General features: G+C 67.5%; 19 protein-coding genes and 1 tRNA gene. 9 read left to right on the top strand and 11 right to left on the bottom strand.

The annotated features are described in order from the left end of the window. Nucleotides 1-116: 116 nt before the first annotated feature. Nucleotides 117-1,895 (bottom strand): monovalent cation:proton antiporter-2 (CPA2) family protein, encoded by a 1,779-nt coding sequence (locus ACJ7C5_RS10875; RefSeq protein WP_412703891.1) that lies wholly within the window; start codon nt 1,893-1,895, stop codon nt 117-119. A gap of 341 nt (nt 1,896-2,236) precedes the next feature. Here ACJ7C5_RS10875 and mgtE point away from each other — a divergent pair, with 341 nt between their 5' ends. Together mgtE and ACJ7C5_RS10865 are read left to right on the top strand one after the other, a co-directional pair. Then, the gene (gene mgtE, locus ACJ7C5_RS10870) at nt 2,237-3,607 is read left to right on the top strand and encodes a magnesium transporter (protein WP_059035874.1); all 1,371 of its coding nucleotides are present in this window, start codon (nt 2,237-2,239) and stop codon (nt 3,605-3,607) included. 147 nt (nt 3,608-3,754) lie between these two features. After that, nucleotides 3,755-6,475 (top strand): bifunctional acetate--CoA ligase family protein/GNAT family N-acetyltransferase, encoded by a 2,721-nt coding sequence (locus tag ACJ7C5_RS10865; RefSeq protein ID WP_412703890.1) that lies wholly within the window; start codon nt 3,755-3,757, stop codon nt 6,473-6,475. A 71-nt stretch (nt 6,476-6,546) separates the two neighbouring features. Here ACJ7C5_RS10865 and ACJ7C5_RS10860 read toward each other — a convergent pair whose 3' ends face one another. Further along, nucleotides 6,547-6,927 carry a YbjQ family protein gene (locus tag ACJ7C5_RS10860; RefSeq protein WP_094002294.1) on the bottom strand — a complete coding sequence of 127 codons (381 nt, stop codon included), beginning with the start codon at nt 6,925-6,927 and terminating at the stop codon, nt 6,547-6,549. Nucleotides 6,928-7,050: 123 nt separating this feature from the next. Here ACJ7C5_RS10860 and ACJ7C5_RS10855 point away from each other — a divergent pair, with 123 nt between their 5' ends. Next, nucleotides 7,051-7,758: an alpha/beta fold hydrolase gene (locus ACJ7C5_RS10855; protein ID WP_285317421.1), complete on the top strand. Its 708-nt coding sequence runs from the start codon at nt 7,051-7,053 to the stop codon at nt 7,756-7,758. 160 nt (nt 7,759-7,918) lie between these two features. Here ACJ7C5_RS10855 and dkgB read toward each other — a convergent pair whose 3' ends face one another. Both dkgB and ACJ7C5_RS10845 read right to left on the bottom strand, forming a co-directional pair. Beyond that, a complete protein-coding gene (gene dkgB / locus ACJ7C5_RS10850; protein WP_412703889.1) occupies nt 7,919-8,728 on the bottom strand; it encodes a 2,5-didehydrogluconate reductase DkgB in 810 nt (269 codons plus the stop codon). Between the two features lie 126 nt (nt 8,729-8,854). After that, entirely contained in the window at nt 8,855-10,069 is a 1,215-nt protein-coding gene (locus ACJ7C5_RS10845) for an MFS transporter (RefSeq protein ID WP_412703888.1), read from the bottom strand. 105 nt (nt 10,070-10,174) lie between these two features. Here ACJ7C5_RS10845 and ACJ7C5_RS10840 point away from each other — a divergent pair, with 105 nt between their 5' ends. Then, a complete protein-coding gene (locus ACJ7C5_RS10840) occupies nt 10,175-11,077 on the top strand; it encodes a LysR substrate-binding domain-containing protein (RefSeq protein ID WP_412703887.1) in 903 nt (300 codons plus the stop codon). Nucleotides 11,078-11,220: 143 nt separating this feature from the next. Here the strand turns inward: ACJ7C5_RS10840 and ACJ7C5_RS10835 are convergent, their stop codons facing one another. Next, nucleotides 11,221-13,341 (bottom strand): methyl-accepting chemotaxis protein, encoded by a 2,121-nt coding sequence (locus ACJ7C5_RS10835; protein ID WP_412703886.1) that lies wholly within the window; start codon nt 13,339-13,341, stop codon nt 11,221-11,223. 183 nt (nt 13,342-13,524) lie between these two features. Between ACJ7C5_RS10835 and ACJ7C5_RS10830 the strand changes: the two genes are divergently transcribed. Beyond that, nucleotides 13,525-13,980, top strand: coding sequence for an Rrf2 family transcriptional regulator (locus tag ACJ7C5_RS10830; protein ID WP_094002302.1), 456 nt, complete (start codon nt 13,525-13,527; stop codon nt 13,978-13,980). Next, entirely contained in the window at nt 13,970-14,875 is a 906-nt protein-coding gene (locus ACJ7C5_RS10825; RefSeq protein ID WP_412703885.1) for an NAD(P)/FAD-dependent oxidoreductase, read from the top strand. Before ACJ7C5_RS10830 ends, ACJ7C5_RS10825 begins: the two co-directional genes overlap by 11 nt. A gap of 221 nt (nt 14,876-15,096) precedes the next feature. On the opposite strand, the gene ACJ7C5_RS10820 is transcribed toward ACJ7C5_RS10825, so the two are convergent. The 4 genes from ACJ7C5_RS10820 to ACJ7C5_RS10805 form a co-directional block, all read right to left on the bottom strand. After that, on the bottom strand, nt 15,097-16,317 hold the full coding sequence (locus ACJ7C5_RS10820; protein ID WP_412703884.1) for an RtcB family protein: 1,221 nt from the start codon (nt 16,315-16,317) through the stop codon (nt 15,097-15,099). A 56-nt stretch (nt 16,318-16,373) separates the two neighbouring features. Further along, the gene (locus ACJ7C5_RS10815) at nt 16,374-17,498 is read right to left on the bottom strand and encodes a slipin family protein (protein WP_097049845.1); all 1,125 of its coding nucleotides are present in this window, start codon (nt 17,496-17,498) and stop codon (nt 16,374-16,376) included. A gap of 357 nt (nt 17,499-17,855) precedes the next feature. Next, nucleotides 17,856-17,929: transfer RNA gene (locus tag ACJ7C5_RS10810), tRNA-Arg, on the bottom strand. Between the two features lie 646 nt (nt 17,930-18,575). Continuing rightward, nucleotides 18,576-19,532, bottom strand: a complete 957-nt coding sequence (locus ACJ7C5_RS10805) for an aldo/keto reductase (RefSeq protein WP_412703883.1) — start codon at nt 19,530-19,532, stop codon at nt 18,576-18,578. Between the two features lie 172 nt (nt 19,533-19,704). On the opposite strand from ACJ7C5_RS10805, the gene ACJ7C5_RS10800 reads away from it, so the two are divergent. Next, a complete protein-coding gene (locus ACJ7C5_RS10800; protein WP_412703882.1) occupies nt 19,705-20,559 on the top strand; it encodes a class I SAM-dependent methyltransferase in 855 nt (284 codons plus the stop codon). Between the two features lie 173 nt (nt 20,560-20,732). Further along, nucleotides 20,733-21,272, top strand: coding sequence for a pseudouridine synthase (locus ACJ7C5_RS10795; RefSeq protein WP_412703881.1), 540 nt, complete (start codon nt 20,733-20,735; stop codon nt 21,270-21,272). Between the two features lie 93 nt (nt 21,273-21,365). Here ACJ7C5_RS10795 and ACJ7C5_RS10790 read toward each other — a convergent pair whose 3' ends face one another. Next, the gene (locus ACJ7C5_RS10790; RefSeq protein ID WP_005420251.1) at nt 21,366-21,740 is read right to left on the bottom strand and encodes a hypothetical protein; all 375 of its coding nucleotides are present in this window, start codon (nt 21,738-21,740) and stop codon (nt 21,366-21,368) included. Nucleotides 21,741-21,954: 214 nt separating this feature from the next. Continuing rightward, nucleotides 21,955-24,459 (bottom strand): ATP-dependent helicase HrpB, encoded by a 2,505-nt coding sequence (gene hrpB, locus ACJ7C5_RS10785; RefSeq protein ID WP_412703880.1) that lies wholly within the window; start codon nt 24,457-24,459, stop codon nt 21,955-21,957. A 67-nt stretch (nt 24,460-24,526) separates the two neighbouring features. On the opposite strand from hrpB, the gene ACJ7C5_RS10780 reads away from it, so the two are divergent. Beyond that, entirely contained in the window at nt 24,527-25,324 is a 798-nt protein-coding gene (locus ACJ7C5_RS10780) for a TatD family hydrolase (RefSeq protein WP_412703879.1), read from the top strand. Nucleotides 25,325-25,399: the final 75 nt, after the last annotated feature.

Here is a 25,399-nt window from a genome sequence, read left to right as displayed (position 1 = left end):
TGGGTAGTGCCGGCCGCTGGCCGGCAACCTCATGAGACCTCCGGGATCCCGAGGCTGCCGGCCAGCGGCCGGCACTACCGCAATCTGTGGTGGGTGCCGACCGTTGGTCGGCACGCCTACTTGCCGTCGCTTTCCGCGTCGGCCTCGAACAGGTGCATCAGGTCGTTGCGTGCGTCGCGCGAGGTCTGGATCACCGCCGCCTCGTCGTCGTAGACCAGGTACTGGTCGCGCAGCAGCTGTTCATCGTGCTCACGGAAGCGCTGCACGTGGCGTTCGGCCACGTCCGCCGCCACGCCCAGCGCGGTCAGCACGCGGCCGCTCATCTCCAGGCTGGTGCCGAACACTTCGCGGAACGGCTCGGCCGACATGTCCATCAGGCGCCACGCATGCTGGCGGTTGCGCGCACGCGCCAGCACCTTCGCGTCCGGGTACAGCCGGCGCACCATGCGCACCGCGCGCAGGTTGGTCTCCGGATCGTCCACGGTGATCACGAACACATCGATGTGCTCGCCGCCCGCCGCACGCAGCATCTCCGGCCGGGTCGGGTCACCGTAATACAGCTGGTTGCCGAAGCGGCGCAGGTCGGCCACGGTGTCCGGATTCGCTTCCAGCGCCACGAACGGCACCTTCTGCGCGGTCAGCAGGCGCGCGATGACCTGGCCGAAGCGGCCCATGCCGGCAATCAGCACCTTCGGCCGGTTGTCCGGCGCCACCTTGTCGGCCTCGGCCGCCTCGCGCGGCGCCGCCTTCTCCTGGCCGAGCAGCTTGAGCAGCGCGATCATCAGCAGCGGCGTGATCGCCATCGACAGGCCGACGATCGCCACCAGACGGTCATGGTTGGCGTTGCCCAGCAGGTGCGCGCGCTGCGCTTCATTGAACACCACGAAGGCAAACTCGCCACCCAGCCACAGCACGCTGCCCAGCAGCAGCGAGTGCCGTGAACTGAGCTTTGCGATGCGCCCGATCACGTACAGCAGGCTGAATTTGACCACCAGCAGGATTGCCACGCCGGCAGCGATCAGCCACGGCTCGGCAACGATGCGGTCGAGGTCGATGCCCATGCCCACCGCGATGAAGAACAGGCCCAGCAGCAGCCCCTTGAACGGCTCGATCTGCGCTTCCAGTTCGTGCCGGAACTCCGAATCGGACAGCAGCACGCCGGCCAGGAACGCACCCAGGCTGGGGCTGAGGCCGGCTTCCTGCATGAACCAGGCGGTGCCCAGCACCACCAGCAGGGCGGTGGCGGTGAACACTTCCGGGCTGCGGGTGCGCGCGATGATGCTGAACACCTTGCGCAGCACCGGTCGTCCGCACAGGATCACCACGGCCAGCGCGCCGAGGGCCACGGCGGCGTCTTCCCAGCGCAGGGTCTCGTTCTTTACCCCGCCCAGCAGCGGGATGGCCGCCAGCAGCGGAATCGCGATCAGGTCCTGGAACAGCAGGATGGCAAAGCCCAGCCGGCCATGGTCGCTGTTGATCGCCTTGTGCTCGGACAGCAGCTGCAGGCCCACCGCCGTGGATGACAGCGCCAGCGCCACGCCCACCACCAGCGCGCTTTTCCATTGGAAGTGGTCGAGCAGCAGCAGGCCGCCCAACACCAGCCCGGACAGCGCCACCTGCGCCGCACCGGCGCCGAACACCGAGCGCCGCATGACCTTCAGGCGTGCCGGCGACAGCTCCAGCCCGATCACGAACAGCAGCATCACCACACCGATCTCGGCGGCGCCGAGGATGCGGTCTGCGTCCTGCACGAAGCCCAGCCCGTCCGGGCCCAGCACCACGCCGGCCGCCAGGTAGCCCAGCACCGCACCGAAGCCGAATTTCTTGAACACCGGCACGGCGATGACCGCCGCCAGCAGCAGCACCAGGGCCAGTTCCAGACCACCGCTATGCATGGGAATACCTGGTCATCGGGGAAGCCCGCAGTGCGTCCGTTCGGGTGGGGGAAAGCGTGGCGAGCGCCACCACACCATTATGCGCGCCGGTCTGTGTACGCACGAGAACAACCGGCCGGGTCGCGCCGCAGGGCTGCCGGGTTGACCTGCATGGCCCACGGGTCCAGACTGCCCGCCGCTGGCGGCGCGTCCGCCGGCACACGCATCCCGGAGTCCCCAACCCATGTCCAGCGACAGTAGAAGTCGACCTCGTTCGACGCCAGCGATGGCCACCGCCTGACATCGGGACGGTTTGCCTGCGTTGGCGTTGCGCGAGGTCGCACCCCCACAAGGCAAAACCGATGAACCAGAAGCAATTGTTGCGCCCGGTGGCCGATGCCGCCGCACTGGCCGCACCGCTGGCGAACTACAACACCGCCGACGCGGTGGAATTTCTCAACACGCTGGAACTGACCCGCGCCGCGGAAACGCTGGCTGCGCTGCCGTTGCCGCGTGCAGTGAAGATGCTCGAAGCGCCGGAGCTGCACCGCAGCGGTGAGCTGGTGGCCGCGCTGCCACCGGCGCGGGCTGCGGCTCTGCTGGGCCTGATGGCCGACGACCGCGCCACCGACATCGTCCACGAGCTGGACGAAGAAGAGCGCGCGCGGCTGATTCCACTGCTGGGCACCGACGCCCGCCAGGCCATCCAGAAGCTGCTCAGCTACCCACCGAACACGGCCGGCGCGCTGATGACCACCGAGTATGTGGCGGTGCCTGCCAGCTGGACCGTGGCGCAGACCCTGCAGCACATCCGCCAGGTCGAGCGCACCCGCGAGACGGTGTACGCGATCTACGTGCTGGAGCCGGCCAGCCAGCAGCTGCAGCAGGTGGTGACCATGCGCCGGCTGATCACCGGCCTGCCCGAGGAATCGATCCTGGACGTGGCCCAGGTCAATCCGCCGGTGACGGTGGACGCGCTGATGGACCAGGAAGAAGTGGCGCGGCTGATCCGCCGCCACGATCTGCTGGCGATTCCGGTGGTCGATGCGCAGCAGCAGATGCTCGGCATCGTCACCGTGGACGACGTGCTCGATGCGCTGATCGAGGAATCCACCGAGGACGCGCACAAGTTCGGCGGCATGGAGGCACTGGACAAGCCCTACATGCAGATCGGCTTCTTCGAAATGCTGCGCAAGCGCGCCGGCTGGCTGAGCGTGCTGTTCCTGGGTGAAATGCTGACCGCCAGCGCGATGCAGCACTACGAGGACGAACTGGCACGCGCGGTGGTGCTGACCCTGTTCATCCCACTGATCATGAGTTCGGGTGGTAATTCCGGTTCGCAGGCCACCTCGCTGCTGATCCGCAGCCTGGCGCTGCGCGAACTGCGCCTGCGCGACTGGTGGAAGGTGGCCCTGCGCGAAGTGCCTACCGGCATGGTGCTGGGCGCGATTCTCGGCTGCCTGGCCATCGTACGCATCGTGATCTGGCAGCTGGGCGGCCTGCACGACTACGGCGAGCACTGGATCCTGCTGGCGATTACCATCGGCGCCGCGTTGGTCGGCATCGTCACCTTCGGTTCGCTGTCCGGCTCGATGCTGCCCTTCATCCTGAAGCGGCTCGGCTTCGACCCGGCCAGCGCCTCGGCCCCGTTCGTCGCCACTTTGGTGGACGTGACCGGCCTGGTGATCTACTTCAGCATCGCCGCGATGATCCTGCACGGTACGTTGCTGTAGGCCGGATTCACCGTGCTCCGGTAGGTGCCGACCTTGGTCGGCACGCAGGGGTCAGAGCCCATCGCTGTGCGAAGGGATCCGACCCCGGAGACCGGGGGCTTGCGCTGGATCATGCGCCCGATGCGCCAGTCCGTGTACCGTAGGCGCATGAGTACCTACCACCTGCAGTCCGTGTTCCGTCCGCAGTCGGTCGCGGTGATCGGCGGCAGTCCGCGTGAGCGCTCGGCGGGCCGCGCGGTGATGCGCAACCTGCGCGGCACCGGCTTCCCCGGCAAGGTGGCGTGGATCAACCCGCGGCATGCCGAGATCGACGGTATCCGCACGATCAAGCGGTTGAAGGACCTGGACTGGGTGCCGGACCTGGTGGTGATCACCGCACCGGCGGCGATCGTGCCGCAGGTGGTGCGTACCGCTGCAGAACGTGGCGTGCAGGCGGCAATCATCCTCACCGCGCACCTGGGCGAAGGCCCGGGCTCGCCGTCGGCACAGGTGGAGGCGGTGGCCCGCAAGCATGGCCTGCGCATCCTCGGCCCGCACTGCCTGGGCGTGATCGCACCGCATGCACGTCTCAATGCGAGCATCGCCGCGCACTTCCCGCAGGCCGGTGACCTCGCGCTGATCTCCGAATCCTCGGCCATTGCCGCCGCGCTGGTGGAATGGGGCGTGGCGCGCTCGGTCGGCTTCTCCGCCGTGGTCTCGCTGGGCGATACGATGGACGTCGACTTCGGCGATCTGCTCGACTACTTCGCCACCGACTACCGCACCCGCGCCATCCTGCTCTATGTCGAGCAGATCAAGGACGCGCGCAAGTTCATGTCGGCCGCGCGTGCCGCCGCCCGCGCCAAGCCGGTGGTGGTGGTGAAGTCCGGCCGCGCCGAGCGCGTGCAGCCGGGCAGCCGCGATACCCATGTGCAGGTCCTGGCCCGCGCCGACGATGTCTACGGTGCGGCGTTCAACCGTGCCGGCCTGCTGCGCGTGAGCGCGCTGGACGAACTGTTCACCGCTGCCGAATCGCTGGGCCGGTTGGGGACGTTCCCCGGTCGTCGCCTGGCCATTCTCAGCAATGGCGGTGGTGTCGGCCGCCTTGCCGTGGACCAGCTGATCGCATTGCGTGGCACCCTGGCCAACCTGTCCGAGAGCACCATCGAGAAACTCGACGCGGTGCTGCCGCAGGGCTGGTCGCGCAGCAATCCGGTCGACATCGTGGTCGACGCCGATGGTGACCGCTATGCCGCGGCCATCGAAGCGCTGCTCGCCGACAACGAGAACGACGCGGTGATGGTGGTGAACGTGCCGACCGCGTTCACCTCATCGGCGGACGCCGCGCAGGCGCTCACCCGCACGCTCGGCCTGCGCCCGCGCCATCATCGCGACAAGCCGGTGTTCGCGGTGTGGCTGGGCAACGACGACCAGGCTACCGCCACGCTCAACGCGGCACGCGTGCCGACCTATCCGACCGAGGCCGAAGCCGTACGTGGCTTCCAGCACCTGGTGCGCTACCGCGAAGCGCAGAACGCGTTGATGGAAACGCCGCCCAGCCTGCCGCAGGACTTCAGCGTCGACACGGCCGCCGCGCGTACGCTGGTCGATGCCGCACTGGCCAACGGCCAGCAGTGGCTGGACCCGCTGGCCACGCATGAACTGCTCAAGGCCTATGGCATTCCCTCCGCGCCGGTGATGCACGCGCGTGATGCGCACGAGGCGATGGACCTGGCGCAGCCGCTGCTGGAGCGCGGTGCCACGGTCGCACTGAAGATCCTCTCGCCGGACATTCCACACAAGTCGGAAGTGGACGGCGTGCGCCTGAACCTGTCCACGCTGCCGGCGGTGCAGAGCGCGGCCAACGCGATCCTGTCGCGTGCGCGCCAGCTGCGGCCGGATGCGCGTATCGATGGCCTGCTGGTGCAGCCGACCATCGTTCGCCCGAAGGCGCGCGAGCTGATCGTCGGCATTGCCGATGACGCGACGTTCGGCCCGGTGATCGTGGTCGGTCGTGGCGGTACCGCCGTCGAAGTGATCAACGACAAGGCGCTCGCGCTGCCGCCGCTGGACCTGCGCTTGGCCCACGAGCTGATCGGCCAGACCCGTGCCTCGCGCATCCTCAAGGCCTACGGTGATGTGCCCGCCGCCGACGAGCGTGCACTGGCATTGGCGCTGGTGAAGCTGGCACAGCTGGCCGCCGACATTCCCGAAGTGCGCACGCTGGACATCAACCCGCTGCTGGTCGACGGCAAGGGCATCCTCGCCCTCGACGCGCGCGTGGCAGTGGCGCCGTCGCGCATCCTGCACAAGGGCCGCGGCCACCCGCGTTTCTCGGTGTTCCCATACCCGAAGGAGTGGGAGCGCACCATCGAACTGTCCGATGGCGGCCGCGCCTTCGTGCGTCCGGTGCGGCCGGAGGACGATGCGCTGTTCCGTGCGTTCTTCGCCCGCGTCAGCGACGAGGACCTGCGCCTGCGCTTCTTCCAGTCGGTGAAGCACTTCAGCCACGAATTCATCGCGCGCCTGACCCAGCTCGACTACGCACGCTCGATCGCGCTGGTGGCGATCGAGCCGCGCAGTGGCGAAATGCTGGGCGCGGTGCGCCTGCACGCCGATGCCGATTACCACCGTGGCGAGTACGGCATCCTGATCCGCTCGGATCTGAAGGGCCACGGCATCGGTTGGCGGCTGATGGCGATCATGATCGAGTACGCCAAGTGGCTGGGCCTGGACGTGGTCGAAGGCCAGGTGCTGCGCGAGAACAGCACCATGCTGGCGATGTGTCAGAGCCTGGGCTTCAAGACCAAGCTGGACCCGGATGACCCGACGGTGATGATGGTGACCCTGCCGGTGCAGCAGGTCGAGGTGCCCGAAACCCCTCTGTAGCCGAGCCCACGCTCGGCTGCCTTACATCACACGGGCACGCCTGAGCCGAGCATGGGCTCGGCTCTACAACCTCACCGCAGCGGTTCCACCACCACCGCCGTGCCATAGCACAGCACTTCGGTCAGTCCGGTCATCACATCGGTGGCGTCGTAGCGCATGCCGATGATCGCGTTGGCGCCCAGCTGCCGCGCGTGCTTGACCATGTCGCGGTAGGTTTCCTCGCGAGCCTGTTCGCACAGTTCGGTGTAGATGGTGATGTTGCCGCCGAAGAGCGTCTGGATGCTGCCCAGGAAGTTGCCGACGATCGAACGCGAGCGCACGGTGATGCCGCGGACCACACCCAGATTGCGCACGACGCGATGGCCGGGCAGCTCGAAGGCGGTGGTGACCAGCGCATCGTCGAAGCGCAGCGCCGGCGGGGAAGGGGTGCCGCTGTTGTAGGGGTCTGCCATGGTCGCGTTCGTGTCGCTGCCTTCTGTAGAGTCGAGCCATGCTCGACTGGCTGTGCTCGACTCTACAACGCAATCGCCCGTTGCGGCATGGTTCCGTCACCGTGCTGGCGCGACAATAGCCCCATGACCGACCGTATCCCCCTGTTGCTGCTGCCCGGCCTGCTCAACGATGCCGAGCTGTGGCGCGCGCAGCTGGCCGACCTGGCCGATATCGCCGACTGCACCGTGGGCGACCAGACCCGTGGTGAGACCCTGCAGGCGGTGGCCGAAGACGTGCTGGCGCAGGCACCGGAGCGCTTTGCGCTGGCCGGGTTCTCGCTGGGTGGCTTCGTGGCCCAGCAGATCCTGCGCATCGCGCCGGAGCGGGTGCTGCAGCTGGCGCTGATCGACACCTCGATCCACGCCGACTCACCCGAGCGGGCCGAGCAGCGCCGCAGCCAGCGCGCCAGCGTGCGCCTGCCGGGGAAATTCCATGGCTTCGGTGATGTGCTGATGCGCAGCTACATCGATGCTTCGCGGCTGGACGACTACGTGCTGGTGCAGCGCGTGCGCGACATGACCGCCCGCCTGGGCGCGGAAGTGTTCCTGCGCCAGAGCGCGTTGGAACGCCGCGATGGCCATGACGTGCTGGCCGGTTACCGCGATCCGTTGCTGATCGTATGCGGAGCGAATGATCGCATCACGCCGCTGGTGGTGAGCGAGGAAATGCACGCGATGGTGCCGCACTCGCAACTGGTGGTGGTACCCGATTGCGGGCACCTGGCACCGATGGAAAAGCCGGACGAGGTCAGTGCGGCCATGCGTGGGTGGTTGCTGCAAGGCGAGGGATAGCTCTGCCTTTGGTAGGTGCCGACCTTGGTCGGCACGATGTGTCATCGACTGACCAGAGGCCAGCGCCGACCAAGATCGGCACCGACCTGTAGAGCCGAGCCATGCTCGGCTCCAGGGAGACGGCAGCCGAGCGTGGGCTCGGCTCTACAACAACAGGGCCTCAATCCCAGGCCGGCGCAATGCCTTCCGGGTTGGCCAGGCGGTGCCCCCGGTCCAGCTTGGCAATCTGCGCCATGTCTTCGTCGGTCAGGCGGATCGCTGCCGCTTCCAGGTTGCCCGAGAGATTCTCGCGCTTGGTCGACGACGGGATCACCGAGAAGCCCTGCTGCAGCGCCCACGCCAGCGCGATCTGCGCCGGAGTGGCCTGGTGACGGCCGGCGATGGCCTGGATCACCGGGTCCTTGATCACCTCGCCATAGGCCAAGCTCATGTAGGCGGTGATGTGGATGCCGTTGTCCTGCAGGAACTTCACCAGCAGGCGGTTCTGCAGGTACGGATGGATCTCGATCTGGTTGGTGGCGATGGCGTCGGCACCTAGGATGCTGATCGCCTTGCGGGTCTGCGCGATGGTGAAGTTGGAGATGCCGATCTCCTTCGTCAGGCCCTGTGCCTTGGCCTCGGCCAGTGCGGCCAGGTACTCCTCCATCGGCACGTCGACCTTGTCGTTCGGCGACGGCCAGTGGATCAATGCCAGGTCGACGTGGTCGGTGCGCAGCTTCTCCAGGCTGGTACGCAGGCTGGCCAGCAGCGCATCGCGCTTGAACTCGGTGATCCAGACCTTGGTGGTCAGGTAGATCTCTTCGCGCGGCACGCCGGAATCGGTGATGGCCTGGCCGACCTCGGCTTCATTGCCGTAGATCTGTGCGGTATCGATGGCGCGGTAGCCGACATCCAGCGCGTTGCGCACAGAGTCGATCACGGTCTGGTCTTTCAGGCGGAAGGTGCCGAGACCGAAGGCGGGGACAGTCATGGGGAGCTCCAGCAGAGGGGGAGGGACGCAAATATCCGGCAAAGAGTAGGCCAGTGGCCGCATGCGTGCCGGCAACGGTGCATTGCACCACCGTACCGGCAAGGCGCCGGCACGGCATGACATCTCTCAATGCGCGGCCACGGCGATGCCATCGGCGCGGTCATCGATGCCGTCGCGGCGGTCCAGGCGGCCGCTGAGCACGGTCAATGCATACGCGCCCACCACCACCAGCGCGCCCAGCCACGGCGTGTGCATCAGGCCGATGTTCTCCACCACCAGGCCGCCCAGCGAGGCGCCCATGGCGATGCCGACGTTGAACGCGGCGATGTTCAGGCCCGAGGCCACGTCGGTGGCCTGCGGTGCATAGCGCTGCGCCTGCTTGACCACGTAGACCTGCAGGCCGGGCACGTTGCCGAACGCTACCGCACCCAGCGCCAGCACCGTCAGCAGCATCAACCAGGTGTTGTAGGCGGTGAAGGTGAGCACGAACAGCACGACGGCCAGCAGGGCGAAGATGCGCTTCAACGCGGGCACCGGGCCCATGCGGTCGGCCATGCGTCCGCCCCACAGGTTGCCGATCGCCACCGACACGCCGTACACCAGCAGCACCAGGCTGACCGCATTGGCGGAGAAACCGGTGATGTCCTGCAGGATCGGCGCCAGATAGGTGAAGGCCAGGAAGGTGCCGCCGTAGCCCAGCGCGGTCATCGCATAGACCAGCAGCAGGCGGGGCTGGGCGAGCACAGCCAGCTGCTGGCGGAAGCTGGCCGGCGCACTCTGCGGCACGCTGCGCGGCACGAACAGCAGCGCACCGAGCAGGGCGATCACGCCGAGGCCGGCCACCGCCAGGAAGGTGGCGCGCCAGCCCAGGTGCTGGCCGATGAAGGTGCCCAGCGGCACCCCGGTCACCAGTGCCACGGTCAGGCCGGTGAACATGATGGCGATCGCGCTGGCGGCCTTCTCCTTCGGCACCACCGCGGTGGCGATGATCGAACCGATCGAGAAGAACACACCGTGGGCGAGGCCGGTGAGGATGCGGGCGATGATCAGCGAGGTGTAGCCCGGCGCCAGGAAGGCGATGACGTTGCCGAAGGTGAACAGCACCATCAGGGCCACCAGCAGCGACTTGCGCGGCACGCGGCCGGTGAGCGCGGTCAGCACCGGCGCACCGATGGCCACGCCGAGGGCATACAGCGAAACCAGCAGGCCTGCGGAGGGCAGGCTGACCTGAAGATCGGCGGCAATGGTCGGAATCAGGCCGACGATGACGAACTCGGTGGTGCCGATGGCGAAGGCACCGAGGGTCAACGCCAGCAGGGCGAGGGGAATGCCACGGATCATGGCCGGCTCCGGAGGGAAGGAAGGTGCGCAGTGTGCGCGGCGCACCTTTGCCGAAAAACCGGTCTTCACGCCAATCACTATTGCCGCTCAGTCAATAATGGCGGCATGAAGACCACTCTTGACGAAATGCAGGCCTTCCTCGCGGTGATCGACAGCGGGTCGATCAGTGCCGCTGCCGAGCAGCTGGGGCAGACGCCCTCGGGCGTGAGCCGTGCGCTGGGGCGGCTGGAGGACAAGCTGGGGATCACCCTGCTGACCCGCACCACCCGCCGCCTGCACCTGACCGCCGAGGGCGAGGCATTCCTGCGCCATGCACGGGCGATCATCGACGCGGTGGAATCGGCCGAGGAACAGATGGCGGCGCGCCGCGAGCGCCCGGCAGGGCGCCTGCGCGTGGATGCGGCGATGCCCTTCGTGCTGCACGTTATCGCGCCGCTGGTGAGCGGTTACCGTGCCCGTTACCCGGAAGTGCAGCTGGAACTGAACAGCTCCGACCGTTACATCGACCTGCTCGAACGGCGCACCGATCTGGCGATCCGGATCGGGCCGCTGGCCGATTCCACCCTGCATGCGCGGCTGCTGGGGCGGTGCCAGCTGCGGCTGGTGGCCAGCCCGGCTTACCTGGCCAGGCACGGGGAACCGGCCAGCGTCGCCGCACTGGGCCAGCACATACTGCTCAGCTTCAACGAGCCGGAGTCACTCAACCGCTGGCCGTTGCCCGGAGAGTCGGATGGGCTGCTGCTGGTGCGGCCGGACATCGCCGTGTCCAGTGGCGAGACACTGCGCCGTCTGGCGGTGGAAGGCGTCGGCATCACCTGCCTGTCCGACTTCGTCACCGATCGCGACCGCGCTGCCGGCACGCTGGTGCCGGTGCTGGCAGCGCAGACCCTGGATGTGTACCAGCCGATCCACGCGGTGTACTACCGCAACACCGCCGTATCGTCGCGGATCAGCTCGTTCGTGGATCACCTGGCCGATGCGATGGCGCAGAGCGATTACGTGCGCTGAGGTTGCCGGCCAGCGGCCGGCACTACCGCACGCTCCGGTGGGCGCGGCTGCTCTGGTGGGTGCGGACCGTTGGTCCGCACTGATCCTGCCGTCGCCCGACCAACGGTCGGGCGCTACCCATGTGGCGGCGGCAACCGGATCCCTCAGGCCGCGCGCGCCAGCCCGCCCTTCGCTGCCGCCGTGGTTGACAGATCGAACACATCCACCGCATCGATCAGTCGGTTCGCCTGTTGTTCCAGGCTGCGTGCCGCGGCGCTGGCTTCCTCCACCAGCGCGGCGTTCTGCTGCGTGGTGCCATCCATCTGGATCACGGTCTGGCTGACCTGCTCGATCCCCGCGCTCTGCTCCTGCGAGGCAGCGGAAATCTCGGCCATGATATCGGTCACGCGCTGCACCGAGGCCACGATCTCGGCCATGGTGTCGCCGGCCTCGCGCACGCGCTGCGCTCCGTGCCCGACCTGTTCTACCGACGCTTCGATCAACGTCTTGATCTCCTTCGCCGCAGCGGCTGAACGCTGCGCCAGCGTGCGTACTTCACTGGCGACCACCGCGAAGCCGCGGCCCTGCTCGCCGGCACGCGCGGCTTCCACCGCAGCATTCAATGCCAGGATGTTGGTCTGGAAGGCGATGCCATCGATCACGCTGATGATCTCGGCGATCTGCCGTGACGAGGTTTCGATAGCGCCCATCGTCGTCACCACCTGACCGACCACGCTGCCGCCGTGGGAGGCAACGGTGTGTGCGCCGATCGCCAGCTGGTTGGCTTGGCGCGCATGCTCGGCATTCTGGCGCACGGTGGAGGTCAGCTCCTCCATGGAGGCGGCGGTCTCTTCCAGGTTGGCCGCCTGCTGTTCGGTGCGGCGTGACAGATCGTTGTTGCCGGCGGCGATCTCCGCCGCCGCCGTGTGGATGTTGCCGGAGGCGTGCTTGATGTCGGTGACGATGGTCGCCAGCTGTGCGGCGGTGGTGTTGGCATCACCGGCGATGCGTGCGAATACGCCCTGGAAATCGCCGTGCATGCGCGCACCGAGGCGGCCATCGGCAATCGCGCGCAGCATGCTGGAGACCTCGCCCAGGTTCAGCTCGGTGGTCTGCATCAACCGGTTCAGGCCGTCCACCATCGCGCGGAAATCATGCTCGAAACGCGCGCTGTCGCCGCGCTGGCTGAAGTCACCGGCAGCCGCCGCTTCGGCCAGGCGGCGGATCTCGCCATTGATCAAGCCGAGGTTGTGCTTGGCCATGTCCAGCGCCTCGGTGATCACCGCCTTCTCGCCGGGCAGGCGTTCCATGTCCTGGCTGAGGTCACCGATGGCGTAACGCCCCATGATCGCAATCGCACGCAGCTTTACCTGGATGTGCGCATCAACCAGTGCGTTGCTGTCGGCGACCATTTCGCCGAATGCGCCGGGGAAGGCACTGGCGTCCATGCGGTGGCTGATGGTGCCGGCTTCATGCGCCTGTGCCATCGCGGCCTGCGCCTCCAGCACGCCGCGCAGCGTGGACTGTACGGCCTGCATGGCCTGTGCAAGGCGACCGATCTCATCGCGGCTGCGCACCTGCACCACATGCTGCAGATCACCGGCAGCTACTGCGCGCGCAGCGGCTTCCACCGCCAGCACCGGCTGCACCACCGCACGCCGCAGCCACCAGGCCAGGCCGATCAGCAGCAGTACGGCGGCCAGCACGGTCAGCGCCGCGCAGAGCAGCAGGGTCTGCCGCGCCTGTTGCGATCGTGCCGTCACCGCCGCTTCGGCCACCTGAGTAGCATGCGTGCTCAGCGCATCCAGTGCCGTCGCCACCGGGCGATCCTTGCCGCGCACCAGATTGTCGCCGGCGGCAGGATCGTAGCTGGCCTCGGCAAACGCCTGCAGCGCCGCGTGGTAGTCCTGCTGCAGCTGCGCGTGCAGGCCGATGAACGCCTGCGCCAGTTCACGCGTGCGCGCATCCGGGCTGCTCACCAGACCTTTGGCCAGTTGCTCGACCAGACGGCCTTCGCTGTCGAACGCCTCCAGATGGCGCTGACGCAACGCGTCGTCGTGGCCGCGCAGCAGCACGTTCTTCCATTCCTGCACCTGGCCGCGGAACTCACGCTGCAGGCGTTCGGCATCGCGGCTGTGCGCGACTTCGGGCGGAACCTCGGTGGACAACTTCAACCAGGCGGAGGCCAGGCCCGCCAGAGCGCACAGCAGGACCACGGCCAGACCAACAGAAACCGCGCCGAGCAGCTTGGACTGCAGGCGCGGAGCACGGACAGACGCATTCATGGGAAAGAACTCTCGGGAAGGGGCACTGCGGTATCGACCCGCCACGCACGCGCTGAAGTGCGACACACATCACATTCGCGTTTCGTTTAGCGATGTGAAGAATTCATTTCATAGGACAAATGTGTCCATATGGAACGAATGCGGACCCTCGACAGGGGATTTAAATGTAACTATTGTTGTTACATGAAATCCGCAAACCCGCTCTCCGATGCCCTGCATGTGATGGCGCACCTGGTCGGCCATGCCGCCCCGCGTACCTCCGAGCAACTGGCATCGTGCCTGCCCACCCATCCGGTGGTGATCCGACGCCTGCTGGCACAGCTCCACAAGGCCGGCCTGGTGCGCAGCACCCGCGGTCATGGGGGCGGCAGCCAACTGGCCCGCGATGCCGCAACGATCACCCTGCATGACATCTATCTGGCCGTGGGCGCACCACCGCTGGTGCAGGTCGGCGCGCGCGATTCCGGCGGCGGCTGTCCGATCCAGCAGTTGGTCAACAGCGCCCTGCTCGAGGGTGCACGCGAGGCGCAGCGTCTGCTCGAAGCGCGGCTGCAGGCAGCCACGCTGGACCAGCTCGGCGCCGACTTCGCCCGCCATCTCGCCCATCACCGTTCCCTGGAAGGTCACCATGAATCCTGATGTGCTCATCGTCGGCGGCAGCTATGCCGGCATTGCCGCCGGCCTGATCCTGGCCCGTGCCCGTCGCCCGGTCACGGTCATCGACGCCGGTTCGCCACGCAATCGTTTCGCCAGCCATTCGCACGGGGTGCTGGGGCTGGATGGCATCAGTGGCGCCGAGCTGTTGAAGACCGCCCGCCAGCAACTGCTGGATTACCCCAGCGTGCGCTGGGTGCACGCCGAGGCGGTGCAGGCCACCGCCAGCGCCGATGGCGTGGAAGTGCGCACCGCCGATGGGCAGGTGCTGGCCGCGCGCAAGCTGCTGCTGGCCAGCGGCATCGCCGACCAGCTGCCGGAACTGCCCGGACTGGCCGAGCGCTGGGGCAGCACCGTGCTGCACTGCCCCTACTGCCATGGCTATGAAGTGGGTGGTGGTGCCATCGGCCTGCTCGGCGGCCATCCGATGTCCGCCAGCAAGGCGCCGCTGTTCGCCGACTGGGGCAATGTCACCTTCTTCAGCCAGGGCTTGCCGATCACCGACGAGGAACAGGCGGCCATGCAGCAGCGCGGCGTGCAGATCGAGACCTCGCCGGTGCTGGGCGTGCAGGGCGACCAGCCGACGTGGCTGGAAGTGGAGCTGGCTGACGGCCGCCGTATCGCACAGCGAGCGTTGTTCGTGCCGGCGACCCAGGCGATGGCCACGCCGCTGGTGCAGCAGCTGGGCTGTGCGCTGGCCGAGAGCCCGCTGGGCGTGCTGATCGAGGTCGATGCGATGAAGCAGACCTCGGTGCCGAACGTGTATGCCGCAGGCGATGCGACGACGGTCGGCAACATCACCCTGGCCACCGCCGAGGGCGTGCGCGCAGGGATCGGCATGCACCATGCGTTGGTGACCGAGGACAGCGTGCCGCGCTGAACGTCTCGGGGTCGGATTCCTTTCGCAGAAAGGGCTCTGACCCCCGGCATGCCGTGCTGCTCTGGTAGATGCCGACCTTGGTCGGCGCCGGGGTCGGATCCCTTTCGCAGAAGGGGCTCTTACCCCGATGGGACCGCATCCACGCATGGCGTGGATCTACTGCAGAGCGATCGGGCACGATTGAGGCGCGGTGGGTGCCGGCCGAGGCCGGCACCGTTCCATCATCCCTTCACGCACAGCACCTGGCGCAGCGTGTGCACCACGGCGACCAGGTCGAGCTGCGCGGCCATCACATCGTCGATCGACTTGTACGCGGCCGGCGACTCATCCAGCACGCCGCTGTCCTTGCGGCATTCCACATGCGCGGTGGCCTCGCGGTGCTGGGCCAGCGTGATCTGCTGGCGCGCAGCGCCACGGCTCATCACCCGGCCGGCACCGTGGCTACAGCTGTGGAAGCTGTCCGCGTTGCCCCTGCCACGCACGATGTAGCTGCGCGTGCCCATGCTGCCGGGAATGATGCCCAGCTCGCCCTCGCGCGCACTGACCGCACCCTTGCGCGTCACCAGCAGCTCCTGGCCGTGGTGCGTCTCCTTCTGCACGTAGTTGTGATGGCAGTTCACCGCCATCGTTGCCAGCTGGAACTTCGGCAGGCGATGGCGCATCTCGGCCAGCACCCGCGACATCATCGCCTCGCGGTTGTGCCGGGCGTAATCCTGCGCCCACGACACCGCTTCAACGTAGTCATCGAACAGCGGCTCGCCTTCCATGAAGAACGCCAGGTCCTTGTCTGGGAGGTGGAAGCCGAGCACACGGCGCGCAAGCTCTTCGCGCGCTCTCTCGATGAAGTAGGTGCCGATCAGGTTGCCGGTGCCGCGCGAACCGCTGTGCAGCATCACCCACACTGTATCTGTTTCATCCAGGCACAGTTCGATGAAGTGATTGCCACCGCCCAGCGTACCCAGCTGGCGGTCCAGCTTGTCGGTGCGGATCCGGCGGTGCTTGTCCTTGATCTTCTCCAGGCCGGCAGCCAGCCCGGACCGCACCAGCCGGGTGTGGATGCTGTCGGGCATGCGGTGGTGCTCGCCGCCGCGGCCGTTGCCGACCGGAATGCTGCGCTCGATGCTGTTGCGCAGCTGACGCAGGTCATCGGGCAGGTCATTGGCGCGCAGCGTAGTGCGCACCGCGGCCATGCCGCAGCCGATGTCGACGCCGACCGCGGCCGGGATGATCGCGCCCTGCGTCGGGATCACCGAGCCCACGGTCGCGCCCTTGCCCAGGTGCACATCCGGCATTACCGCCACCCACGGCCCGACGAACGGGATCGCGGCGATGTTGCGCAGCTGCTCATGCGCCTGCGCTTCCAGCGGCACACCGTTGACCCAGCCCTTGATCGGCGTGGTGCCCTCGGCGTGCAGCCATTGATAGTTCTGTTGAGTGTCCATGTCTTCTTGAATGTCCTTGATGGGCCGGTGGCGCGTCCCTGCGCCACCGCGACCCCCTACCTGATCGTCACCAACTGCTTCAGCACGCCATCCAGGCCGCCGAACACGGTGAGCTTGTCGATCTTCTCGGTGACCTTCTCCAGTGCCTCCAGCTCCTTCAAGCGCATCAGCACCGGGTTGTCCTCGATCAGCTTTGCGGTGTTGAGCTGCGAACGCGTGGCGTTGGCCTCCTCGCGGCGACGGATCACGCTGGCCTGGGCCTGCTTTTCGGCCAGCACCACGCCGTTGAGGATCTCCTTCATCTCGCCCGGCAGGATCACGTCCTTGATGCCCACGCCGAGCAACCGCACACCGTGGCCCTCGATCGCGGACTGCACATGGGCGGCGATCTCGCCGTCCAGTGCTGCCTTGTCGCCCAGCAGCTCGTCCAGGCTGCGCGCGGCGATCGCCTGGCGCAGGCCGAACTGCAGCTGCCGGTAGACGAACTCATCGGCATTGCTGAGCGTGCGGTGCGCACGCACCGGGTCGACCACCTGCACGGTCGCGGCCAGGTTCACCCGCAGGGTCACCTTGTCGCGGCTCAGCAGTTCCTGGCCGGACACGTCCAGTGAACGTGCACGCAGTTCCACACGCTCCACCGACACGTTGCCGTTGAAGTTCCAGAATGCGTGCAGGCCGGCGTCCAGCGTCTGCCGCAGCGTGCCATCGATGAACAGCAGGCCCACCGATTCGCTCGGCACGGTGCTGATCACCGCCACACGCGGCAACACGCCCAACTGGCCCAGGCGCTGCTGCACGTCCGCCGGAATGCGCGGCTCGTCACCCAACGCCATTACCTGCACCTGGGTATCGACCGAACCGCGCCAGTACAGACGGCGGCTGCCCGGCGGCAGGACTTCATCGATGCGGCCGTTGCGCAGCAACAGGCCGACCTCGCCGGCGCCGACGTTGGCCAGCACGAAGTGCGTGTCCAGCCGTGCGCCCAGCGTTTCGATCAGGCTGTCCTGGTCGCTGCCGGTATAGGCCGCGCCCTTCGATGCAGTGTGGATGTCCACGTGCGGGCGGCCGCCGAACGGCGACAGGCGGTGCACGCCCGGCAGCAGAATCTGCTGGAAGCGACGGTTGCGATACACCAGGCCGCGCTCGCCGTCGCCGATCACGACCTTGATGGTCCAGAACATGGGAGTCTCTCCTTGTATGGCTCTGGTGGTTCGACCCGTTGCGGATGAATCGCCATGACCCGGGTCGATCAGGTCGTGGCGAGGCCGCCTGCACACCACGTGCAGGCAGCGGAAGAGGGCGGCCATCGGCGGACGGTCCGCGCGCGGAGCCTTCGGTGCACCGGCTCTGCTGCCATCGTCGTTCCCGGCAGGCAGCGCCGGTGCGGAACGTGGCTGGCAGTGGCGGCGGGCCGGGGCCCGGCGAGCGGTCCGTTGCCTTCCACGTTCCTGCCCGAAGGCGGTGTCCGTGGATGGCGACGATGGCCGCTGGGGCTTGCGCCCCGGGTGTTGCTTCAAGTCATGACGTGACAGGTCATGTGGTTTGGAGTGGGAATCGAACCCACGACAGACGGATTAGGGATCCGTTGCTCTGACCAAGCTGAGCTATCCAGTGGTGAACCGCGCGGAATCGAACCGCGTACCGGCGAACCGGTGCCTGACTCCAGCAGGCGATCCAGGCGATGGCATGTCCGCGACCTCCGGCATACGCCACGGCAACGCCGCGCGCACCAGCCCGTGGTGGAAACGGGACCGTTGGAGAATCGAGGGTGCAGGCCACCGACATTATCGCGAGCGATAATGTTTGGGTGCGATGCAGATAATGTCCAGGCGTCGCCACTCGCGCGAAGTAAATCCTTCGGCGGGGCGGAAATACCTGGGTCAGTGAGCGGCGGGTTGCCGCGCGGGGTGCAGTTCTGGCATCGCGGGTCCTTGTGCCGACGCAAACGAAAACGCCCCCGGGACTTGCGTTCCGAGGGCGTCGTCAGGCCTCGGAGATCGGGGTGGCCGATCTCCGCAGGGCGGGTATCAGGCCGTTGTCAGCTGGTCTTCCTTGCCGAACGCGCGCGCCAGCACGTCCATGCGCAGGCATGGCAGCAGTTTGGCGATGGCGACGGAATGCGCGTTCAAGGGAAGTTTCCAGTGGTTGTTGAAACGAGGTGCGCACGATAAACCACGATTTACTCGTGCGCAACCACTTTGTTCAATTATTTTCTTCGGTCCTGTGCAATGCCGGCCAGCGGCCGGCACTACCCGGTCTCATGCTTCCGTGCTGGCGGCGTCGAGTTGCGCGACATCGTGCACGCTCAGCGACACGTTGGCCGCTGCAAGCAGATCGTGCAGCTGCTCGACGCTGGTGGCGCTGACGATCGGCGCGGTGATCGACGGTCGCGCGATCTGCCACGCCAGTGCGATCTGCGCGGCACTGGCGCTGTGCTTGCTGGCCACGTCATCCAGCGCCTGCAGGATGCGCAAGCCACGCGGATTCAGATAGCGCTTCACCACGTTCTCGCCACGCGCCGGGCTCTTGGCCGCATCGGCCGGCGTGCGGTACTTGCCGCTGAGGAAGCCGCTGGCCAGGGCGTAGTAGCCGATCACGCCGATCTGTTCGCGCTGCACCAGCGGTTCCAGCTCCTTCTCGTAGCCGGCGCGGTCGTACAGGTTGTACTCCGGCTGCAGGGTTTCGTAACGCGGCAGTTTGTAGTCGGTGGACACCTTCAGCGCATCGGCCAGGCGCGTGGCGCTGTAGTTGGACGCACCGATCGCGCGCACCTTGCCGGCTTCGATCAGGCGCCCGAACGCGGCCAGCGTCGCTTCCAGCGGCGTGGATTCATCGTCTTCATGGGCCTGGTACAGATCGATGACATCGGTCTGCAGGCGGCGCAGCGAATCTTCCACTGCGGCATTGATGTTGTCCGGGGTCAGGCCGGGGCGTTCGGCCCACTTGGCCACCTTGGTCGCCAGCACCACCTTGTCGCGCTTGCCGCTGCGGGCGAACCACTTGCCGATCAACGTTTCCGATTCGCCGCCGGCATTGCCCGGCACCCACGCCGAATACACATCGGCGGTGTCGACCAGATTGAAACCGGCGTCGACGAAGGCATCGAGCAGGGCGAAGCTGGCCTTTTCATCGGCGCTCCAGCCGAACACGTTGCCGCCGAAGGCGAGCGGACGTACATGCAGGCCGGAACGGCCCAGTTCGCGGGTTGCCGTCATGGGCACGGACTCCTTGGGGGAAGTGCTCCAGAATAAAACGCGTTGTGTGACCGTGCTGCGGCGGTGACCACAAAACAGTGTTCCGCGATACGCACGCAGCTAACGTTTTGTGAACACCTGGGACGCCGCGGCTGCTAGTCTCGCCGCATCTTCCGCTGGAGTCGCTCCGATGATGCCTGCTTCGTCCCTGCGTGGTTGCCGCCTGCTGCTTGCTTCGGCCCTGCTTGCCGCTGTTCCCGCGTTCGCCGCACCGGCCACGGTCGCACCGGCGAAGATCCAGGTCTCACCGGCCGTCGACGCGGCAGTGAAAGCGCCCACCCGCGATGCCAACAACGTCAAGCGCGATGGCTTCCGCCATCCGGCGCAGACGCTGTCGTTCTTCATGGTGACGCCGGAAAAGACCGTTATCGAGATCACCCCCGGAAACGGCTGGTACTCGGAAATCCTGGCGCCGCTGTTGCATGACAAGGGCCACTACGTTGCCGCCGTTGTCGATCCGATGGCCGTTGCCGAAGGCCGCGGCCGTGACTACCAGCAGCGCAGCCGCGACAGCCTGGAAAAGAAGTACGCCGCTGCACCGGCACAGTTCGGCAAGACCGCCGTGGTGGCCTACGATCCGGCCAAGCCGGTGTTCGGCCCGGCCAGTTCAGCCGACGTGGTGCTGACTTTCCGCAACGTGCACAACTGGCGCAAGGCCGGCCAGGCGCAGGGCATGTTCCAGGGCTTCTTCAACGTGCTCAAGCCCGGCGGCGTGCTGGGCGTGGTCGAGCATCGCGCCAAGGCCGACGTGGCCGACGACGATGACACCGGCTATGTCGGCCAGCAGCAGGTGATCGCCATGGCCGAGGCCGCCGGCTTCAAGCTGGATGCGCGCAGCGAGGTCAACGCCAACCCGCGCGATACCAAGGACCACCCGAACGGCGTGTGGACGCTGCCGCCGACCAACCAGCACGACAAGGCCGATGATGCGAAGTACCAGGCGATCGGCGAAAGCGACCGCATGACCCTGCGCTTCATCAAGCCGTAAGGCAGTAGCGCCGGGCTGGTGCATCTTGACTCTGTAGAGCCGAGCCCATGCTCGGCTGCTGTTGCGTTCCGCCGCGCTGTGCGCGATGAGCCGAGCATGGGCTCGGCTCTACAGCCGAGTGGCGCCTGGCGCGGCGTGGGACACTATCCCACCCGCCGCCTGCCGCTACCGCAATGCTGATCGCCTTCAACAAGCCCTTCAACGTGCTCTGCCAGTTCACCGACCGCAGCGTGCCGCCGCGGCCGACCCTGGCCGGGTTCGGCCTGCCGCCGCGCGTGTATGCCGCCGGTCGCCTGGACCATGACAGCGAGGGCCTGCTGCTGCTGACCGACAACGGTACGCTGGCGCACAAGCTGACCCACCCGAAGCACAAGGCCGACAAGACCTACTGGGTGCAGGTGGAAGGCATGCCCAGCGACGAACAGCTGCAGCAGCTGCGCACGGGCGTGGTGCTCAATGACGGGCCGACCCTGCCGGCGAAGATCGAGCGCCTCGATCCGGCGCCGTCGCTGTGGACGCGTGATCCGCCGGTGCGTTTCCGCAAGACCGTACCCGACAGCTGGCTGGCGATCACGATCCGCGAGGGTCGCAACCGGCAGGTGCGGCGGATGACCGCGGCGGTGAACCTGCCGACGCTGCGGCTGGTGCGGGTGTCGATGGGGCCTTACCGGCTGGACGACCTGCAGCCCGGGCAGTGGCGGCAGATCGGTTGAAACAGAAAGGGCCGGATACATTTCGGTATCCGGCCCTCGTGTGGCGGACGGGGTCAGAGCCCTTCCTGCGGAAGGTATCCGACCCCGGCAGACTCAGGCGTCGCTGCCGATATCGCTGTGCTCGTCCACCACGGTGTCGTTGCGGCGGTCGCGTGCGCTGATGCGCTGCGCCTGCCCATTCACCACGTGGCCATTGGCGGCCTTCTTCTTCTGCTGCTTGCGGTACAGCGCATAGCCGAGCAGGCCGACACCCACCGCGGCAGCGGCCACGGCCACCGCCGGATTGCGGCGCACGAACTTGGTGGCGGCCTTGCCGCCGGTCTTCACTGCGCCGATGGCGGCACCGGTCTTGATCCAGTCCGCATTGCGCAGGCTGCCACCGGCGCTCTTCAGGCCATCGCCGGCGGTATGGGCCAGCTCCAGGGCGCGCTCCAGAGCGCGGTCGGTGATTACGGTCAGCTTGCTCATGCGGGGGTCCTTTGCCTCGGGTCGAAGTCCAGTGTCGCGTGTTGCCCGTAAACGGTATGTCAGTCGAGGTCACACGTGGCGTGACTTTACCGCAGCCATTCAGGATCAGGCAGGGTGGGGTCGGATCCCTTTCCCTTGCAGAAAGGGCTCTGACTCCAATCACCGCGCCCGGGGTCAGAGCCCTTTGCGTTGCAAAAGGATCCGACCCCAGCAATCAGGTTCCGCGCGGCTTGGCCCGGTGCGTGGCCGTGGCCGTCCACGGGTCATCCGGCCACGGATGCCGCGGGTAGCGGCCCTTCATTTCCTTTTTTACTTCAGCGTAGGTGTTTTCCCAGAAGTTGCGCAGGTCCTGGGTGACCTGCAGCGGGCGGCCGCCGGGGGAGAGCAGGTGCAGGGTCAGCGGCACGCGGCCATCGGCGATGCGCGGGGTGTCGGCCAGGCCGAACAGTTCCTGCAGTTTCACCGCCAGCACCGGCGGCAGCGGTTCGCCGCTCTCGCTGTCCAGCGCATAGGTAATTGGCCGCTCCAGTCCAGACGGCACGGTAATGCGGGTGGGCGCATGACGTTCGACCAGCTGCCGCTGCGACCACTCCAGCGGCGACTTCAGCGCCTCGCCGAAGCTGGCTTCGTCCAGCGCATCCAACCGTGTCTTGCCGGCGAACGCAGGTTGCAGCCACTGCGCGCGGTTGACCAGCAGAGCCACATCGCTGCAGTAAGGCAGATCCAGCTCCGGCATCCAGCGCCGCAGCGACTCCACCCGTGCCTGCCATTGGCGCAGGCCTTCGGTCCACGGCAGCGCCTGCAGGCCGAGTTCGGCCACCGCGTCGGTCAGCGCCTGCGCGGCGTGCTGCGGATCGACCCGCCCGGCCGAGCGGCTGTCCAGTACGATGCGGTCGAAACGGGTCTCGCGCAGTGCCACCAGGGCGCGACGCTCGCTGTCCCAGCGCACGGTGTCCTCGGTGACGAAGCGCTGCGGCCATGCCGTGCGCAACGCGTTCTCATCCACCGGCGCGGCGCGCAGCAGCAGGGCATCACGTGCCTCATAGCGCAGCTCGCTGACCACCAGCCACGGCTCGCCGCGCAGGTCGCTCAGTTCGTGCAGGCGCGCGCTGCGGCCGTTGGCCAGCAGGTAGCGCAGCGGATCGCTGGGGTGCTGGAAACCGATGCGGTCGGGGAAGGCATGCGCGAGCAGGTCCCCCAGTTCGTGGGCCTCGATGCTCGCCGGCGGCGTGGCATCACAGCGCAGGCGACGTCGCCACTGCTTGGCGGCCGCATCGATGGCGGCCAGGCCGCTGCGGTTGGCATCGGACGGTGCGCGCCCGTTGCGGAACGCCGCCAGCGCACGCCAGCGTGCGGCGAGCGCATCGCCGCCCTGGCGCAGCGGATCGCGCGCTTCGATCAACGCGGCAAGATCGGCGGCCAGCGCCTGTGCGCGCGCATCGGGCGCCGCCAGCAGCATCGCTGCCATGCGCGGGTGGGTGCCCAGTGCCAGTACGCGGCGGCCGAGTGCGGTGATCGCGCCGGTGTCCGACAGTGCGCCCAGGCGCTGCAGTAGTTCGCGTGCGGCGGCCATCGGGCCGGACGGCGGTGGATCGAGGAAACGCAGGTCGCTGCTGCCCCAGGCCGCCAGTTCCAGTGCCAGCCCGGCCAGTTCCACCTGGTCGATCTCGGCGCGGCGCTGCGGCTCCAGCCGCTGCGACTGCGGCCACAGCCGCCACGCCACGCCCTCGGCCACGCGTCCGGCACGGCCGGCGCGCTGGTCGGCCGACGCCTGCGCGATGGCCACCACGTCCAGCCGGGTGAAGCCGCTGTTGGGGTCGTAGCGCGGCTCGCGCGCCTGGCCGCTGTCGATCACCACGCGCACGCCGGGCAGGGTCACAGAGGACTCGGCCACGTTGGTGGCCAGCACCACGCGGCGGCGGCCATCGTTGGCGGCCTGCAGCACGCGTGCCTGCTGTTCCACCGGCAGCTCGCCGTGCAGCGCCAGCACCTCGACGCTGCCGTCCAGCGATTCCTGCAGGCCCGCCTGCACCCGCGCGATCTCGCGCTGGCCGGGCAGGAATACCAGCAGGTCGCCGGGATGCTCGGCCAGGGCCTGCTGCACCGCGCGGCGCACCTGCAGTTCCAGCGCCTCATCGCGGCGCGCCGGGAAGTGACTGACTGTCACTGGATAGCTCCGGCCCTCGCTGCTCAGGCGCGGCGCATCGAGGAAGCGGGCAAGCCGCTCACCATCCAGCGTGGCCGACATCACCACCAGGCGCAGGTCGTCGCGCAGCTGCGACTGTACGTCCAGCGCCAGGGCCAGGCCGAGGTCGCCACTGAGGTGGCGCTCATGGAATTCATCGAACAGGATCGCGCCGACCGTTTCCAGCATCGGGTCGTCCTGCAGCATCCGGGTCAGGATGCCCTCGGTGACCACCTCGATGCGGGTGCGCGCGGATACCTTGTTCTCGAAGCGGATGCGGTAGCCGACCGTGCCACCGACCTCTTCGCCCAGCTGCCGCGCCATGAACAACGCGGCGCTGCGTGCGGCCACACGGCGCGGTTCCAGCAGGATGATCTTCCGCCCCTGCAGCCACGGCGCATCGAGCAGGGCCAGCGGCACCTGGGTGGTCTTGCCGGCGCCGGGCGGCGCTTCCAGCACCAGCCGCGGCTGCGCGGCCAGGTGCTGCTGGATCTGCGGCAGCAGCGGGGAAATCGGGAAGAGCGGGGTGTTCATGTGCAAAGGATAAGGGGCCACGGCGGGCGCAGGTACAATGCGTGGGCACTTTTCCCCCGCGATGACCATGCACCTGATCGATATCGGCGCCAACCTGACCCACGACTCCTTCGATCGCGACCGCGATGCCGTGCTGGACCGCGCGCGCCAGGCCGGCGTGGTGCAGATGGTCATCACCGGTGCCAGTCGCGAGCACTCGCCACTGGCCCTGCAGCTGGCGCAGCAGCACCCGGGCTTCCTGTACGCGACCGCCGGCGTGCACCCCCATCATGCGGTGGAATACACCGAGGAATGCGATGCCGAGATGCGCGCGCTGCATGCCCATCCGGAAGTGGTGGCGGTGGGTGAGTGTGGTCTGGACTACTTCCGTGACTTCTCGCCGCGCCCGGCCCAGCACCGTGCGTTCGAGCGCCAGCTGCAGCTGGCCGCAGACAACGGCAAGCCGCTGTTCCTGCACCAGCGCGATGCGCATGCCGATTTCATGGCACAGATGAAGAACTTCGAAGGCCGCATCGGCCCGGCGGTGGTGCATTGCTTCACCGGTGAGCGTGACGAGCTGTTCGACTACCTGGACCAGGACTGGTACATCGGCATCACCGGCTGGCTGTGCGACGAGCGCCGTGGCGCGCACCTGCGCGAGCTGGTGAAGAACATCCCGGCCAACCGCCTGATGATCGAGACCGACGCGCCGTACCTGCTGCCGCGCACGCTGAAGCCGATGCCGAAGGATCGCCGCAACGAACCGATGTTCCTCTCGCACATCGTGGAAGAACTGGCGCGTGACCGGGGCGAAGACGTGGCAATAACCGCAGCCAATGCGACTGAGGCGACGCGTACGTTCTTCCGCCTGCCCGACGCGGGTTGATGGTAGTGGCGGGCGCGGGGCGGGCCCCCAAAAAGTTTGGCCGCCCCCCCCCCGCCCCCCCCCCACACAATACCC

Origin of the sequence: Nocardiopsis yanglingensis (assembly GCF_045809185.1) — a bacterium.
Classification (GTDB): domain Bacteria; phylum Pseudomonadota; class Gammaproteobacteria; order Xanthomonadales; family Xanthomonadaceae; genus Stenotrophomonas; species Stenotrophomonas yanglingensis.
The sequence above is the reverse complement of the archived record's forward strand: the minus strand, read 5'-3'. Positions and strand labels throughout refer to the sequence as shown.

Coding starts and splice junctions, on each gene's coding strand:
- ACJ7C5_RS10805 (WP_412703883.1), bottom strand. CDS start 19,532: ATGACGGCAACCCGCGAACTGGGCCGTTCCGGCCTGCATGTACGTCCG.
- ACJ7C5_RS10860 (WP_094002294.1), bottom strand. CDS start 6,927: ATGGCAGACCCCTACAACAGCGGCACCCCTTCCCCGCCGGCGCTGCGC.
- hrpB (WP_412703880.1), bottom strand. CDS start 24,459: ATGAACACCCCGCTCTTCCCGATTTCCCCGCTGCTGCCGCAGATCCAG.
- ACJ7C5_RS10780 (WP_412703879.1), top strand. CDS start 24,527: ATGCACCTGATCGATATCGGCGCCAACCTGACCCACGACTCCTTCGAT.
- ACJ7C5_RS10800 (WP_412703882.1), top strand. CDS start 19,705: ATGCCTGCTTCGTCCCTGCGTGGTTGCCGCCTGCTGCTTGCTTCGGCC.
- ACJ7C5_RS10840 (WP_412703887.1), top strand. CDS start 10,175: ATGAAGACCACTCTTGACGAAATGCAGGCCTTCCTCGCGGTGATCGAC.
- ACJ7C5_RS10830 (WP_094002302.1), top strand. CDS start 13,525: ATGAAATCCGCAAACCCGCTCTCCGATGCCCTGCATGTGATGGCGCAC.
- ACJ7C5_RS10825 (WP_412703885.1), top strand. CDS start 13,970: ATGAATCCTGATGTGCTCATCGTCGGCGGCAGCTATGCCGGCATTGCC.
- ACJ7C5_RS10820 (WP_412703884.1), bottom strand. CDS start 16,317: ATGGACACTCAACAGAACTATCAATGGCTGCACGCCGAGGGCACCACG.
- ACJ7C5_RS10835 (WP_412703886.1), bottom strand. CDS start 13,341: ATGAATGCGTCTGTCCGTGCTCCGCGCCTGCAGTCCAAGCTGCTCGGC.
- ACJ7C5_RS10855 (WP_285317421.1), top strand. CDS start 7,051: ATGACCGACCGTATCCCCCTGTTGCTGCTGCCCGGCCTGCTCAACGAT.
- mgtE (WP_059035874.1), top strand. CDS start 2,237: ATGAACCAGAAGCAATTGTTGCGCCCGGTGGCCGATGCCGCCGCACTG.
- ACJ7C5_RS10815 (WP_097049845.1), bottom strand. CDS start 17,498: ATGTTCTGGACCATCAAGGTCGTGATCGGCGACGGCGAGCGCGGCCTG.
- ACJ7C5_RS10795 (WP_412703881.1), top strand. CDS start 20,733: ATGCTGATCGCCTTCAACAAGCCCTTCAACGTGCTCTGCCAGTTCACC.
- dkgB (WP_412703889.1), bottom strand. CDS start 8,728: ATGACTGTCCCCGCCTTCGGTCTCGGCACCTTCCGCCTGAAAGACCAG.
- ACJ7C5_RS10875 (WP_412703891.1), bottom strand. CDS start 1,895: ATGCATAGCGGTGGTCTGGAACTGGCCCTGGTGCTGCTGCTGGCGGCG.
- ACJ7C5_RS10865 (WP_412703890.1), top strand. CDS start 3,755: ATGAGTACCTACCACCTGCAGTCCGTGTTCCGTCCGCAGTCGGTCGCG.
- ACJ7C5_RS10790 (WP_005420251.1), bottom strand. CDS start 21,740: ATGAGCAAGCTGACCGTAATCACCGACCGCGCTCTGGAGCGCGCCCTG.
- ACJ7C5_RS10845 (WP_412703888.1), bottom strand. CDS start 10,069: ATGATCCGTGGCATTCCCCTCGCCCTGCTGGCGTTGACCCTCGGTGCC.